Below are 15,697 nucleotides of genomic sequence, written 5' to 3'. Positions count from 1 at the left end.
ACCTCTAATTACGACCCTGACCCAGCCATGGCCTCCCGCAAACAACATCAGAAAAGGTACTATCGACTCGAATTTAAGGTAAAAACCTACGATTATGCTTTTCATTAAGTTTTGTCAGTCAACCAGGGTGAGAAACACTCTCAGTCTGGCTCCCATACCTCTGACTCCTTTCTTCGGCAACACTTTATAATTTGTAACATACATCCTTTTTTTTTGCACGACCTACTTACAACCATTTTTGAGCTGGTAGAGAATGCCATTTAATATTTCTCTTTTACTCCACTTCGGGGGTCGGGTTCTCTTCTTTTCTGGCAACAGAGGTTCAATAATTTCCCACTCTCTGTCTGTCAAGCTACTTGAGTATGGCATTTTTGACTCATTATACTTTCTCACGAAGATCCCAAATGGGTTCTATAAATTTTATTTTATCTAAAGATTTATCCCTAGAAATTCATTATAGAATTACATTAATGTTCATAAAGAACACTTCTAACAATTTTTGGCGAGGTAAATACTGTGAATAAGGATGCGTTAAGTGAGGCATTAATAGCTCTAGCTAACCAAGATCGACCCCTATCGGAAAAAATATTCCTAAAACTTTTAAGACAAGTATGGCAAATTGATTGGACTGTTGCTGCTTATGATGTATGGGGTCATTATATTGAATATGATGTACCTTATTTCTTGCGATTTATGAAAGCAGACGTGGGAGATGAAGCAGAAGAGAAGCAATTATTGATCGATTGGATAGGTTCCAGACTTGAGCTGCGAAATCAAAAAGGTTCAGGGCAAGATAGACTTATAGATCTAATCGAGGAAGTTAATCAATTAAGAGCCTCCACACGCAAAGGTGCAGGTTGGTAAGCTATTGATTAATGTTGAATGAATGATAGTCCGGTTCAATTGATTGGTTGAGAGCTGTGCTGGACTGATCGGAAGCATTGTTTTGCTCAATATTGAATATATAGGGTGCTTTTAAAAAATTCAGAACTCAACTGTCTCTTTGTTGCAAGTTTTCTTCAAACATAAAAGTGCCCTTTTTTCAATCATTATTAATCCGTTTAGTTAATCAGTCAAACCAGAAATATTGAGTGAATTTAACTGTGCTCACTTAAGTTAAATTGGTCAACGACATTAAACAGTACTACGAGGGATAATGCAGTGTGCAGAAGAAAGTACCGACCGATAACATTGGCGTTCGCGGAGCGTGTGCGTTAGCACGTAGGCTAACTTTACCCCAGAAATGGGTTGACAGGTTTGTGGATTCCTAGGTTTACCACCAACAAAAATCCACATCCCCTTTAAGGGACGGGGGTTTTAACCCCTGCGTCGCTTTTCCTCCCCCGGCTAAAGTGCGGGGGTCTCCAAGCTACCGGAGGTTTTTGATGATTTTTGATGACCAGGCAAAGACTTTTGAAGCTAGAACTGGCTTATCTGAATTAACTTGCCAAGCGGTGGCAGAAACTGCCTTTCAGCTAGCTGAAATTCAAGCGAGGGACTGCATCGTAGAAGTGGGTGCAGGAACAGGGCAAATTGGTCAGTGGTTTACCTCTGAATCAGTTCAATACCTGGGTTTCGATCTTTCCGAGCCCATGCTGCAAGAGTTCCGTCAGCATCTAGATCACCCTAGGGACAATTTTAAGATAGTTCAAGGGGATGCTAACCAATATTGGCCAGTTAAAGATGGCACAGCGAACCTCATCTTTAGCTCTCGCACTTTACATCTACTGAACTTAGAACACATCGTGAGTGAAAGCTGGCGCATTGCCCACGCAGAACGAGCAGTCGTACTGATGGGGACTGTGCAACGCCAGAAAAATAGCGTCAAAAATCAGATGAGAGACCAGATGCAAACATTGCTAGCGAAGGAAACGTTGCAGGGACGACAAAAAAACAAGTTGATGCATCAATTGATCGAACGATTTACTCAGGATGGTGCTCAAACCATTGAGCCTATGGTGGTGTCGTCTTGGAAAGTCGTCAGTACTCCTAGACAGTCCCTTGACTCTTGGCGAGGTAAAGCCAACTTAGCTGGTATTGAGCTCGGTGATGAGATTAAGCACAATGTTCTAGATCAACTAGAAGTTTGGGCACAAGCAACTTTTGGTGGATTAGATCAGCCCATCGAATCTGAAGAAACTTATATACTCCAAGGCGTTCGCCTCAACTAAGCTTATGAAAAATATGATTCTGACTCAAGACAATGAACTTCTTTCTGAATTGGGGAAATCCCTAGTTTCAGGGTCTCTTAGCGACGAACGATTGTTGGCACAAACTGCTGCCCAGCCACCGATCCAAATTTTACCCGATGCGAATTTATTGAAAATTGGTGGACAGAGTTTTATTGATCGTGGACGAGCAGCAGTTTTTCCTTTGATGGATGAAATTGTAGAAAATCTAGGTCACCACAAGATGATCATTGGCACCGGAGGCGGAACTAGAGCCCGTCATGGTTACAGTGTGGGACTAGATTTAGGTTTGCCCACTGGAGTTCTGAGTGTACTGGGTACTTTTGTCAGTATGCAGAATGCTCGGATGATCCATTTTCTGCTGGCTAAACATGGCATCCCTTTTATTGAACCTGTTCAGTTTCCCCAACTCCCCCTTTACTTAGAAGAGCGGGGTGCAGTCATTTTCTTTGGGATGCCTCCTTATATTTTCTGGCACGAAAACCCTGCGGTGGGAAGAATTCCACCCCATCGCACAGATACAGGTTCTTATCTGATCAGCGAAGTTTTTGGTACCAAGTCAATGATTTTTATCAAAGATGAGGAAGGCTTATATACCGCCGATCCCAAAAAAGATCCCAACGCTAAATTCATCAAAAAAATCTCTGTCGCAGAACTACAAGAATTAGATCTACAAGATGTAATCGTAGAACGTCCAGTCTTAGAGATGATGCAACGATCAGAGAATCGCCGTTCAATTCGAGTCATTAATGGATTAGTCAAAGGCAATCTCACCCGTGCTCTGAACGGAGAAGATATCGGTACGCTGATCTACGCAGACGATAAACAGTAAACAGCGAACAAACAAGCGACGACAAGATAACGGATAACTAAAACAATGACTTACACAGAATTAAACAGTGATAAACGCAACCACCTCGAATCTATGCTGATGCGGGAAAGCTTGCTAGATAAAGAGGTACAGAGATCGACCGAACCTCAGTCTCAAGATACTCCGGTGATTCGGATGTTGCCTAATTCCCATGTTGTTAAAATTGGAGGCAGGTCGATTTTGGATGCTGGGCGATCGCTGATGTATCCTTTAGTCGAAGTAATCGGCAACTGTCTCAGTTCTAAAAAGCTGATTCTTGGGACAGGGGGGGGAGCCAGAAGCCGCCATGTCTTCTCGATTGGCATTGACTTAGGGATGCCAGCAGGTGTGCTGGCACAACTTGCCCAAGCGGATGCCCTAGGAAACGCTCATATTCTGGGCGCACTGCTATCTTCCTATGGCGTAGTGGCGATTCCTCCAGAAATTTTTGGTCATCTCTTACCCCTATTTATCAACAGTGTACCTGGTGTGATTTTTACGGGTGTTCCTCCTTACTCCCTCTGGGAACATCCTCCAGAAGTCGGACGTATTCCTTCCCATGGTAGTGATGCCGGCTGTTTTCTGCTGGCGGAATGTTTTGGTTGCAAAACTCTCACCCTTGTTAAGGATGTAGATGGACTTTATGATCGAGATCCCAAACTTGACTCCACTGCTAATTTTATTCCTGAAATTTCTGCAACAGAGTTAAAACAACGCAATTTAGAAACACTACCTTTTGAGCGTATTCTCATTGATTTACTCGCTAATTCTCGATTAGTAGATAAATTCCAAATCATTAACGGAAGAATCCCGGAAAAATTAGAAGCAGCTCTTGATGGTGAGCATGTGGGCACAATTATTTACGCGGATAAATAAGGGGAAAATGATCGGAAGAAGAAAGTTTATCGGATTAAGTCTGTTAAGTCTCTTATCTGCTTGCACTGCTTTGAGTTTCGGCAGTGAAGATTCGTCTACAATCACTCTGACTATCTCTGCGGCTAGTAGTCTACAAGATGCGATCCAAGAGATTGGTAATTTGTACAGTCAACAAAATCCTAATATTAGGCTTACCTATAACTTTGGTTCTTCCGGTTCCCTTCGACACCAAATCGAACAAGGTGCGCCAGTGGATGTGTATATTTCCGCAGCAAAGCAACACATGGATGCTTTGGAAAATAAAAACTTTTTGCTAGATAATACACGCCAAAATCTGCTCAAAAATGAGGTCGTGCTGATCACAGCTCACAATAATTCTGATCTCGATGGATTCTCACACCTTAAGAGTGATTTTGTTAATAAAATAGCCATTGGTGCGCCGGATAGTGTTCCCGCCGGGAAATATGCGAAGGAAGTATTGGACTCCCTGAAGTTATATCAACCCTTAGAAAGTAAGTTGGTTTTTGCCAAAAATGTCCGCCAAGTTTTAGCTTATGTAGAAACGGGTAATGTGGAAGCGGGTATTGTTTATAGCACTGATGCTCAAGTCTCAGATCAAGTCAAGATTGTAGCAACCGCACCGAGAGATTCTCATTCTCCCATTGTCTATCCCATTGCGATTGCCCAAGATAGTAAACATCCAGAAGCTGCCCAATATTTTATCCAATTTATCTTAAGTAATGCAGCTCAAAATGTTTTGACAGAATACGGCTTTAAAAAGTAAAAATTATTACTTATCACTTATTACTTATTACTTATAGCAAGTCGCGCTCGTCTATTTACAAATAATGAATGAATTTCCTTTGGGATCTGTATATCATCTGGGAGTCTGTAACTACACCAGCGCGAAGCACTATATTACTTATTACTTATCACTTATCACTTATTACTTATTACTTAATTAATGCCCTTAGACCTTTCGCCTCTCTGGATTTCTTTAAAAACGGCTTCGGTGGCTACTGTTTTTGCCTTTATCGCAGGAATTGCCGTGGCAGAGGTGATGTTTAGCTATCAGGGCAAAGGAAAAGGTCTAATCGATGGTATTTTGACTCTTCCCTTGGTACTTCCGCCCATTGTGACAGGTTTCTTACTGTTGTTATTGTTCGGTAGAAATAGCCCCATCGGACAAGGATTACAGCAATGGGGAATTAGCATTATATTTTCTTGGCAAGCTACAGTAATCGCTTCTACTGTAGTGGCATTTCCCTTGATGTATAAAACGACATTAGCAGCATTTGAACAGATCAAGAAAGATCTGATTAATTGTGCTCGCACTTTAGGAGCCAATGAAAATAGGATCTTTTGGCAAATCGTTCTGCCTTTAAGCTGGCGAGGAATCGTTTCTGGGACAATTTTAACCTTTGCTAGGGCACTAGGAGAATTTGGAGCGACCTTGATGTTAGCAGGTAGCATTCCTGGCAAGACCCAAACCATGCCCCTAGCGATTTACTTTGCAGCAGAAGCAGGGAACATGGAAGAAGCGTTAATTTGGGTAATCATTTTAGTCGCGATCGCTCTAGGAGTCATTGTTACCATTAATTATTGGTCTGATACAGACGGTTGGCTTGAGCAGCTTTCAGATAGATTGGGAGCCTCAGCAATCAGTCGTTGGTCATTAATTACAAGTCGTTGGTTTTCTGTTTTTCAATCTACCCACCACATTCAAGCCAAAAATCAACGCCATTTTTATCAACAACTCATTCTTGAAATAGAAAAAGATTTACCTAGTTTTAGTTTGATTACTACCCTAAATGCTAATAATAAACTGTTGGGAATATTGGGAGCTTCGGGTTCTGGTAAAAGTATGACCTTGCGTTGTATTGCGGGTTTAGAAACTCCGTCTCGTGGACGGATTGTCCTCAACGGACGCATCTTATTTGACTCTGACAAGAATATAAACCTATCTTGTCGCCAACGTCGTATTGGTTTTGTCTTTCAAAATTATGCTCTATTTCCTCACATGAGAGTGGCTCGCAACATTGGTTTTGGCTTACAGCATTTGCCGAAAGAAGAGCGGCGCAAGCAAGTTCAAAAATACATTGATTTAATGCAGTTACAGGGGCTAGAAAAACGTTATCCTCATCAATTATCTGGGGGACAACAACAAAGAGTGGCACTAGCCAGAGCCTTAGCGATTGAACCAGAAGCAATACTGCTGGACGAACCGCTTTCAGCTTTAGACAACTATTTACGCAGTCAAATTGAACAATTATTAGCAGATGTTTTTGCTAACTATCAAGGGGTGATGCTGTTAGTGACCCACAAATTAGAAGAAGCTTATCGAGTTTGTGAAGATCTAGTCATTCTTGATCACGGTCAAGTCATTGGGGCGGGTTATAAAGAAGACATTTTCCGACATCCACCTAATTTTAAAGTGGCACAGCTTACCGAGTGCAAGAACTTTTCTCGTCTACAGATTGTCGATCCGTATCACATCAAAGCGATTGACTGGCATTGTCGTCTTCAAGTTGTTGAACAGCTTAACTCATCATTAACCTATGTCGGTATCCGCGCTCATCATCTCAAATTTGTTATCAAGCAAGAGACAGTTAATACTTTTCCTTGTTGGTTAGTCAGAATTAGTGAAACACCCTATCGTATAACTCTTTATCTTAAGCTCAACTCTTCTGCAAACCATGAACTAGATTATCACCTACAAGGAGAAGTTTTTAAGGAAAAATGGGATAAAATTAAGGATCATCCCTTTCCTTGGTATGTTTATTTAGATCCTCTCCAACTTATCTTAATGCCCACATTGTAAGAGCATATCGATCAGATAATCTTTATATGGGTCTAATTTAGACCGTCTCCGGTCACTACGACCTTGATGTTCTAAAAAATGGGGGTGACGTAGATCTCGAAACACACTACTACGACCAATACCTAATTTGAGGATCACCAAAAGTTGCCAAGACCCCTAATGTTAGCAGCAAATTGTTCTGTTTGCAAGCAACTACTAAGAGTAGGTAATCATATTTGACAACAGGTCAAAAATATGATTAAATCGTAGAGGGTCATTCAAAGAAACATTAAATCCAGTTCAATAACCTGGTCTAACAGATCTGGTCTGACTGCCTTAATTTTCCTTGCATATCGGGATAGTTTACTCTGCTTATTCGTGAAAGGTCAGAAGTAGTCATTCTGATTGAGTTGAATTAAAGAGCATCCCGTCACCTCAGAATGATTCTCTCAAAAAAACTTTGACACAAACAGGCAATTTGCTCATGACACAGGAAAAACCCTCTCCAGAACAGCACAGCTCTGAGCAAGAGTTAGACGCTCAGAAGTTTCATTTCGGCCGACGTCATTTCTTGGCAATAGGAGCAGGAGCTGCCACTGGATTAGCCTTTTCTGCTCCTGCTTTTGCTAAAGGAGCAAGGGGCTGTCAAGGGAAACAGTTACAAACAACAACTCTTCCCACCTTCCAACAACCCCCGGTTGCTCCCCTGGGTACTGCTGAGAATCCCACAGAACTGGCTATTGATTATATTTCAGAAGCTGTTAGCTTCTCATCGGAAACTCGCCAGGAAGTAACGATGCGTTACTACTCCTACGGTGAACAAGGACCTTTTGAGCGCACATCAAACCATCTTCTGCGACCAGGACCGACATTCAAATTTAAGGCCAGAAATCCCAATAAAAATACTTTAAATCTTAAGCTGAAGAACAATCTTCCCCCCAATGAGGGTACTAACTACCCCTCCGCCCCTCCCCACCCGAGTACAGGTAGTCCAGGAGTTGCTGACAGGCCCAAGGATTTTAATACAACCAACCTGCACTTCCATGGGTTCCACGTTTCGCCGCTGAGTCGCACTCTGGCAGGTCAACCTGGTTCCGCTCTGGATAGTCCAGTGAGCCTCTCTTCCGATGACATCTTTGCAGCCGTTCACCCCAAAGGGGAAATGGGTAGCACTGGTGAGCATCTGTACCAGGTGGTTGTGCCTAAATTTCATGCCCCCGGTACCCATTGGTATCATCCCCACCAACATGGCTCAACGGCTTTACAACTGGCGGATGGTATGGTCGGTGCATTAATTATCGAAGAACAAGGAGATGCGGTAATTGATGTAGATCGCGACCTGGTAATGATCGCCCAGGAAGTGATTACCGAAGATGCCATTGTCAAGCCTGATCCCGACTTACCACCGGTTCCTGGTGACCAGATGATCTACAACTGTAGCCCTGCATCTTACAAATTTACGATTAACGGTTACTTGAATCCGATCTTAAAGATGCAACCTGGGGAATTACATCGCTGGCGATTTATTAATGCTACAGCGACGACGCGGGGCTTTATTCAGCTTGAACTACGCAAGGTGGAAGACGATGGAAAAACACAGACATTACAGGATCTTAATGTGATTGCTCTTGATGGGATTAGCTTTTATGGACGAGCTCCTGAAGTTAAGCAAGTTTTAGTGTTAAACCCTGCCAATCGAGCTGATTTGTTGATCCAACTGAATGAACCTGGTACTTACCAACTCTGGAAAAAGGTTTGGAGGGCAGGACGGGGTAATCTAGGTGAATTTGGTATTATTGTTTCTACATTGATGAGAGAAGGACCCCAGCAACAACAGATTCTGGCAACGATAACGGTAGAAGGGGATCGGGTTACCTCACCCAAAAATATTCCTGATACTATTCCTGGTGATTTCCCCGAATATCTCCAACCGATTACGGATGACCAATTGTTACACTATGAAGTCAGATATAAAGAAGAAAATGGTAATGACGCGATTCAAAGTTTAATTTATGAGCGTCCCTTTGTGTTTGGGTTCTATAAGGAAACCAGAACCCAAAATTGCAACTTTTATATGCAGCGTCCAAAAGACGAAGAAGATAAGGATGGAAAGCAGTTTAACAAGGACATCAAATCTGGCAAACTAAATCCAGGCCAAGCTAACCCCAACCCCCGTTTGCTTCAGATTAATGGAGTTTCTTTCACTCCCAAGAGCGGAAGCAACTATATTTCCTATCTTCCGGCATACAAAGTTATAGGGGCATATGAGTTAGACGAAAAGAAACCTTATAACCCAGGTCGATTCACCGCAGGTGCTTATCGGAATGAGACGGTTCAGTTAGTCAAGCTCAACACCTGTGAAGAATGGATTATCTTCAATTACAGTAATGTTGCCCATCCGTTCCACATTCATATGGCTCCTTTTCAAGTGGTTGAGGTATATGATCCCAACTACGACGAAAACAACCCTGTTAAGTACGATCCCGCTACTTCACCTTGGCATGATACTTATCCAATCCCTCCTTTCAAATATATTCCGGATTTAAATAAATTAGATTATCCAGACAATAATTTCAAAGGAGTTGAGGGATTTATCTATGGCTATCTCAAAATTCGTCTACGCTTTACCGATTTTTGGGGTAAGTACGTTTTCCATTGTCACTTGCTCAACCATGAAGACCAGGGTATGATGCAGACGATTTATGTGATGAATGATGATGGCGGCACAGGGTATAATCCTTTCACTCAAGTGAAAACCTCCACTGGTGTTGTTCCCAAAGTGACCATTGGTGATTTAGGTGCCTTACCCGCTAATTATTATCCACCTACCCATTTTGAACCTTATAACCATCCCAATATACCAGCCGAATCTTACCCCAATGCCTATTTTGAACCCTTAAGATGGTATGGAAAACAAGAAGGCTTTCCGGTATATTCTCAATTGGGCAAAGAGAGCTTCCCTCCCCAAGTTGAAATCACCAGTGATGGTAAAATTGTGGGAATAGTCAATCCAGATCCCATCATACGTTTTTGACACTCCCCATCAATAAATTGAAGGGGATTCTTAGTTCATAGGGATACCAATATACTTGCCCTCACTAAGCATCTTGACCGTATGCCTTCAGGGGGCGACAAGCCCCCTGAAGCAATTATCAGTTGAGGCCCTGGGGAGATATTGAGCTTGACTATCTCTTGAATTATGGGAAACCACAGCAGTACCACGCTTAATCTATTTGAGATTAAAAATCGTTGTAAATGACGGCGACGACTGTTCTGTTTTATAGGTATTGGTAGTGTAGCCGCCAACCTTTCTATTCGCACTTGCTTGTAAGTTTGCAGTAATGCAACCAACAAATTCAGGGTCAGCAGTTGCGAATCACTGAGATATTTTTGTAGATGGGTCTGGTAGAATGAAGGTAACATTAAATAATAATGGTCTTGTCAAATTCACGAGACCATTCTTTTTTACCACAATCTACTACTCTTTCTGATACCTCACGTGAGTCGGGCTGCGGTGACTAGCTCCATAAGGTTTTTTGATGACAAACCTTAACCACCCGCACCTCCTCTATGTCTTGCTTTGAGGGGGCTTGTCGCCCCCTGAACCGTATGCCCTACGGCTTAGTAATCAGGAAATTCTCGCACATGCAAACTAGCTGGCCATTCTTGGGGGTTACTCCCTTTGGGGTCAGCTAGTTCCAGGGGGCAATTGCTCCCTAGTTGCTTAACAAAGACGGCAGGAGAAGGATGAGTCTCCTTACAGTTGGCAATAATTTCAGATATCCAATTGGGGTCACAAATCCTGGCATTGTGACCTGTTTCCCCACCAATGATGACTAAATCAAGGGAGGATAGAAAATTCCCCCAATTTTCAATTTTCTCTAATAGGGGTTCACAGACGATCCAGTGTTTGTGGGCAGGGATTTGAACCAGATCGGAGAGCCTGGGGATGAGAACAGCTTGGTTTTCAATGGTACAGCCAACCCAGATGTTGGTCGGTAAGTAATCCCTGTCTGCTACCTTAAGCCACTCTTGAATTGCCATGCCCATGATGTGGGGACGTTTGGTGAGTAACATAAAAATCTGCTTGGGAGCACTAACCATCGCATCAAGCATTTCAATGTGCCACTCGCGCGGGACCCATTGTCCAAATATGTCCGTCATACTGGCGACAAAATGTCGCTTTTTTTTTCGTTGCCGTTGCCAACTTGCTAAAATATCGTGCCTGAGCCTGAGTGCCGGAGGAGGGGATAGATAAGATAATTGATTGCCGCCAAAAAACTGATTCTGATTGATTCGCTCGGCATAACAGTGAGCACAGCCAGCCGAGATTTTCTCGCACCACCACCCTCCTTCAATTGCGACAATGATATTGTCAGTGACATCGACACATTCCATCTATTAAAATAAAAAATGATGAATAAGTTTACAAAAAAACTATCTTTGGCGACAATTATAACTTTTCTCTTGTCAAAAATTCTTCTATGAAATCCGTTGAATCAATCAATCTGAAAAATCAGTTTTCTAGGTAGAGACGTTCAATTGAACGTCTCTACTGGGTAACGCAGCACCAGGAACAATTTAATCTTTGGTTAGAAGAAGCAAGGCAAACTGGGAAAATGATTGAATAGTAAACTTGATAATTCTTAATTAACGTGAGTTCGACGGAGTCTCAAACCCTCATTCTTTCGTAAGCTGGAAGGCTGATTCTTTCGTTGGACAACCCAAAATTGATATTTTCATCGAACTCACGTTTAATTAGATGTAACACTCATCGTTTATTTGCTACCAGATTTAGTCTAATTCAAAGGCATCCTTATAATCCTTAGCCAAAGACATATCCTGCTCTTCCTTAAATAACAGACAGTTTTCTACAACCAACACATCTAAATTTGTGCCCATAAAGCAGGAAAAGGCATCTTCTGGGGTGCAGACAATCGGTTCACCTCGGACGTTAAAGCTGGTATTCACTAAAACCGAGCAACCTGTACGTTGTTTAAACGCTTTCAGCAGCTTGTAGTATCGTGGATTGGTTTCCAGATGAACTGTTTGTACCCGCGCCGAATAGTCCACATGAGTCACCGCAGGAATTGTCGAACGCGGGACATTGAGTTTCTCAATCCCAAACAACCCTTTTTCCTCTTCCGTCATGGAACGCTGCAATTCTTGCTTGACCTCAGCCACTAGCAGCATATAGGGACTTTCCCGATCTAACTCAAACCAATCTGAGACATCCTCAGCCAGCACAGAAGGTGCAAAAGGGCGGAATGATTCTCGAAATTTAACTTTTAAATTCAGTTTCTTTTGCATTGTTTCCGAGCGGGGGTCAGCCAAAATCGATCGCCCACCTAAAGCACGGGGGCCAAATTCCATCTGTCCCTGAAACCAACCTACAGCTTTTTCTGCTGCTAAAGCATTGGCTGTTTCATGAATCATGCCGTCTTCACTCAGGGGATGAATCACTGCACCAGCAGCTTGTAAACGGCGTTCACACTCTGCTGGGCTGAAGCTAGGCCCCAAATAACTGCCCTGCATGGTATCTTGACCCGCTACGGTGGTTCTGGGTTGTTTTGCATACAGGTAATAGGCGGCTAAGGCTGCTCCCAAAGACCCGCCAGCGTCACCAGCCGCTGGCTGAATCCAAATTCGTTCAAAAGAACCATCCCGTAAAATATTACCATTGGCAACGCAATTTAACGCCACCCCACCCGCTAGACACAGATTACCATGAGGACTGTCTTTTGCCAGGTTGCGAGTGATTTGCAAGACAATTTCCTCTGTTACACTCTGAACCGATGCGGCTAAGTCCATGTGTTTTTGTGTCAGTCTGTCTTCCGGAGTGCGGCGTGGCCCTTCAAACAGCTCGTCAAACTTGTCATTGGTCATCGTTAAACCGGTACAGTAATTAAAATACTCCTGGTTCAGGCGATAACTTCCATCGGGTTTTAAATCGACTAAATGTTCTAAAATTCTCTCAGCATAAATGGGTCGCCCATAGGGTGCTAAACCCATGACTTTATATTCACCCGAATTGACTTTAAAGCCGGTATAGTAGGTAAATGCAGCATAAAGCATTCCCAGGGAGTGGGGAAAATGTAACTCCTTGGTAATCGTTAACTGATTGCTGTTTCCCTTGGCAACTGTTGTGGTGGCAGATTCTCCCACACCATCAAGGGTCAGTACAGTTGCCTCTGTAAATGGAGAGGGAAAAAACGCACTGGCAGCATGACTCAAATGGTGTTCAGAAAACAATAATCGTTTGGCATCAAATGAACCAAAGGTTGCGAGCGCATCCAGAATTGTGCCTTTTTGAAATAGTTTATTCGTTAACCATAACGGAATGGCTTTAGCAAAGGAAGTATACCCGCTGGGTGCAAATCCCAAATAGGTTTTAACTAAGCGGTTAAATTTCCGCAGGGGTTTTTCATGAAATACCACATAATCTAGTTCATGTAGTTCGATTTCTGCTTGTTTGAGACAGCTCGAGATCGCATTGAACGGAAACCGTAAGTCATGTTTAATACGGGTAAAACGTTCTTCTTGAGCGGCTGCAACAATTTTGCCATTGATAACAATAGCAGCAGCACTATCATGGTAAAAGGCTGAAATACCAAGAATTTTCATGACGGATTACCTCAGGCTTTTCATATATTTGCCATGGGGAAGCAAATTTTGACGCTCTATCCAATAACTTTGGACTTCTGGCTCAAGATTTCTTTGAATGAAATCAATCCCGAAGAAACGGGACACTAGAGCAATCGGAGTGATTATTATATAAAATAATAGTGTTAGCAGCAGATTCAATCCGATGCTGAACAGCGGAGCCAATACAGAGTAAATTGGAGATAAAAGTTGGGGAGAGAACACGGTTATCCCTCCTACCCCAACAGCAACAATTCCTAAGCTGAGGGTGTAAGGTAATAGTAGACTGCCCAACAGTAACATGACAAGCATGACAACCCCAAAACGCTGAATCCGTCGCCGGCGATTTGGATGGTGTTGGACATCTAATAGAGCATCACTGACCGTTTGTTTACTACTATTACTGCTCACAATGATTTTCCTTCTTTGAGTTTTTCGAGTGAAGAACCGTAGCAGTCTTGCAGACGAGCAAAACAACCCTCCGCATATTCCTTAGCCGGTTGAATACCGGGATGAAGCCAATCACGGGCTAATCCAATTTCGGGATTGCCTTTATACTGATCGGTCAAAACACCTAAACCGGGACCCACTAACTTGCCTACATGAATCAAATGCTTCATCGGTTCAAAGACCGCCACATCGAAGCTTGAAAAGACCCACATCACGCCAAACTGTTCACAAAGTGCTTCACACACCTTATAGTTTTTGAACAGATGCATTGGGTTGTTATAAGTACTTAGAAGCTGCTTGTGAGCTTTGAGAACATCTCTGGCTTCCCAATCTCCCCGATCATCCCATCCCACAATATGAGTGGGCATACAGTGAAATAAACGACCATTGTCACCGATATATTCCCGTCGAGCCATACCCGGTGGGAAGGTGAGCAAAACAATATTGGGCTGCAAAATCTGTAGTGCTGAAATTAGGGTGCGAGTAATGTAATCTGCACTACCGCCCCCCATACCCAAGTTCCAGTTGATCACCTGACGACCGAGGTAACTTTGCAAAAAATCTGTAAGAACCGCAGGATAAGTTTTCTCCTCCGGAAGACCTGTACCAAAAGCATCACTAGACGCGACTGTTACGAAATGAATCGCATCTTCGGGAACTTGGTGACGCATTTCAAATTCAGGACAACGATAGCCATAACTGTTGATCTGATAAGTGATATCTTCTGAGCCCAAAACGGGATGGGGTTTTTTTCTATATTCCTTTTCGCGATCGCTGCCAAACCACTTAAACTCACCGGACTTATACACCTCTACCACAGGCGTATAGGGCATCTGATCTGGTAAAAAAAGAGATGCTGAAGCTTTGTAGGCTGATAGATTCATGCTCGTTCACTAACTGGACACAATCAATTTATTTATTCTGTGTTGATCATTCTGAAGCAGACAATCAAATCCAACCATTACTTTAAACAACTGTTAATCTTTTTAACATGAATTAACAGTTGCCAGAGATCGCCTCCAATTGCTCTAAAATCCTGCCAACGTCTAATCGTAGATTATGGCGAGATACTTCCCAGCGGGCAGTTAAAAGTGTGGATAGATATAGGGATCATCTTCTTGTTCCTTCTTCTCTCTTTTCTTACGGGTCACTGCTGATTTGAGAGAGGAGAGGTAGTTTTTGATAGACTGCCAAAGCTTGTCCATGTTTTACTCCTGGTTGGTTGATGTGTGTTCATACTGAAGCACGCCTATTGTATCAGATAATGCTTACACTTTAACCCAGAAATGTTGAATGATAGTTAAAAACCTAGACAAATAGCCTCTAATTTGATAAAATAGAGGCTAAATAAAAATATAATAATGTTGATTCGATGATATCAAATTTTCCAAAAATCGTCAAAAAATACCTAGAAAAACTACCTACTGATGATTATCCAGTCCTCAATACTTTCCTGTCTTGATGCAGTCGCTCATGGGGGAAACCCCCATGAGCGACTGCATCGCTATTTGTGTCAACCTGGTTAGACTTTGTATTAGATCAGAGTCAAACTAGTATGAGGAGTTTATTCAAACGTTTGAATGTACGTGGTATAGATGTAGACATATCGACTTTCTCTAAGGCGAGCAAAGTTAGAAATCCAATGGTGTTTTATAATTTGTTCGTTGACTTAAGAAAAAGTCTGAATAAAAACAAAAAAATAGGCAAAAATAAATTAGCCTTATTTCCGCGCTTATTCAACAATAGTGACCTTAACTAGTAAGCCTGGTTGACTGACAAAACTTAATGAAAAGCATAATCGTAGGTTTTTACCTTAAATTCGAGTCGATAGTACCTTTTCTGATGTTGTTTGCGGGAGGCCATGGCTGGGTCAGGGTCGTAATTAGAGGT

At 42.5% G+C, this 15,697-nt stretch carries 12 protein-coding genes and 1 pseudogene; 8 read left to right on the top strand and 5 right to left on the bottom strand.

What is annotated here, in order from left to right; genetic code table 11:
• Positions 1–222: 222 nt before the first annotated feature.
• Entirely contained in the window at positions 223–369 is a 147-nt protein-coding gene (locus F6K37_RS15495) for a transposase (protein ID WP_287251064.1), read from the bottom strand.
• 147 nt (positions 370–516) lie between these two features.
• Here F6K37_RS15495 and F6K37_RS15490 point away from each other — a divergent pair, with 147 nt between their 5' ends.
• From F6K37_RS15490 to F6K37_RS15460, 7 genes are all read left to right on the top strand, one after another.
• Positions 517–864, top strand: coding sequence for a hypothetical protein (locus F6K37_RS15490; protein WP_287251063.1), 348 nt, complete (start codon positions 517–519; stop codon positions 862–864).
• A 521-nt stretch (positions 865–1,385) separates the two neighbouring features.
• Positions 1,386–2,171 carry a class I SAM-dependent methyltransferase gene (locus tag F6K37_RS15485; protein WP_287251062.1) on the top strand — a complete coding sequence of 262 codons (786 nt, stop codon included), beginning with the start codon at positions 1,386–1,388 and terminating at the stop codon, positions 2,169–2,171.
• Positions 2,172–2,175: 4 nt separating this feature from the next.
• A complete protein-coding gene (locus F6K37_RS15480) occupies positions 2,176–3,021 on the top strand; it encodes an amino acid kinase family protein (protein ID WP_287251061.1) in 846 nt (281 codons plus the stop codon).
• Positions 3,022–3,066: 45 nt separating this feature from the next.
• Positions 3,067–3,915, top strand: a complete 849-nt coding sequence (locus F6K37_RS15475; RefSeq protein ID WP_287251060.1) for an amino acid kinase family protein — start codon at positions 3,067–3,069, stop codon at positions 3,913–3,915.
• 7 nt (positions 3,916–3,922) lie between these two features.
• Positions 3,923–4,699: a molybdate ABC transporter substrate-binding protein gene (gene modA / locus F6K37_RS15470; protein ID WP_287251059.1), complete on the top strand. Its 777-nt coding sequence runs from the start codon at positions 3,923–3,925 to the stop codon at positions 4,697–4,699.
• A 180-nt stretch (positions 4,700–4,879) separates the two neighbouring features.
• Positions 4,880–6,736, top strand: a complete 1,857-nt coding sequence (modB, locus tag F6K37_RS15465) for a molybdate ABC transporter permease subunit (RefSeq protein WP_287251058.1) — start codon at positions 4,880–4,882, stop codon at positions 6,734–6,736.
• A gap of 463 nt (positions 6,737–7,199) precedes the next feature.
• Positions 7,200–9,749 carry a multicopper oxidase family protein gene (locus tag F6K37_RS15460; RefSeq protein WP_287251057.1) on the top strand — a complete coding sequence of 850 codons (2,550 nt, stop codon included), beginning with the start codon at positions 7,200–7,202 and terminating at the stop codon, positions 9,747–9,749.
• 587 nt (positions 9,750–10,336) lie between these two features.
• Here the strand turns inward: F6K37_RS15460 and F6K37_RS15455 are convergent.
• The 4 genes from F6K37_RS15455 to F6K37_RS15440 form a co-directional block, all read right to left on the bottom strand.
• Positions 10,337–11,113 carry a DUF5131 family protein gene (locus tag F6K37_RS15455; RefSeq protein WP_287251056.1) on the bottom strand — a complete coding sequence of 259 codons (777 nt, stop codon included), beginning with the start codon at positions 11,111–11,113 and terminating at the stop codon, positions 10,337–10,339.
• Between the two features lie 396 nt (positions 11,114–11,509).
• A complete protein-coding gene (locus F6K37_RS15450) occupies positions 11,510–13,339 on the bottom strand; it encodes a carbamoyltransferase family protein (RefSeq protein ID WP_287251055.1) in 1,830 nt (609 codons plus the stop codon).
• A gap of 6 nt (positions 13,340–13,345) precedes the next feature.
• Positions 13,346–13,768 carry a hypothetical protein gene (locus F6K37_RS15445; protein ID WP_287251054.1) on the bottom strand — a complete coding sequence of 141 codons (423 nt, stop codon included), beginning with the start codon at positions 13,766–13,768 and terminating at the stop codon, positions 13,346–13,348.
• On the bottom strand, positions 13,765–14,691 hold the full coding sequence (locus F6K37_RS15440) for an SGNH/GDSL hydrolase family protein (protein ID WP_287251053.1): 927 nt from the start codon (positions 14,689–14,691) through the stop codon (positions 13,765–13,767). The genes F6K37_RS15445 and F6K37_RS15440 overlap by 4 nt, the downstream gene beginning before the upstream one ends.
• 488 nt (positions 14,692–15,179) lie before the next feature.
• Here F6K37_RS15440 and F6K37_RS15435 point away from each other — a divergent pair.
• Positions 15,180–15,570, top strand: a pseudogene (locus F6K37_RS15435) (hypothetical protein); the annotation flags it as partial.
• Positions 15,571–15,697 lie beyond the last annotated feature (127 nt).

The organism is Moorena sp. SIO4E2 (assembly GCF_010671945.1).
GTDB classification, from domain to species: domain Bacteria; phylum Cyanobacteriota; class Cyanobacteriia; order Cyanobacteriales; family Coleofasciculaceae; genus Moorena; species Moorena producens.
Note: the sequence above shows the minus strand (reverse complement) of the source record. Positions and strands in the feature narration are given on the sequence as shown.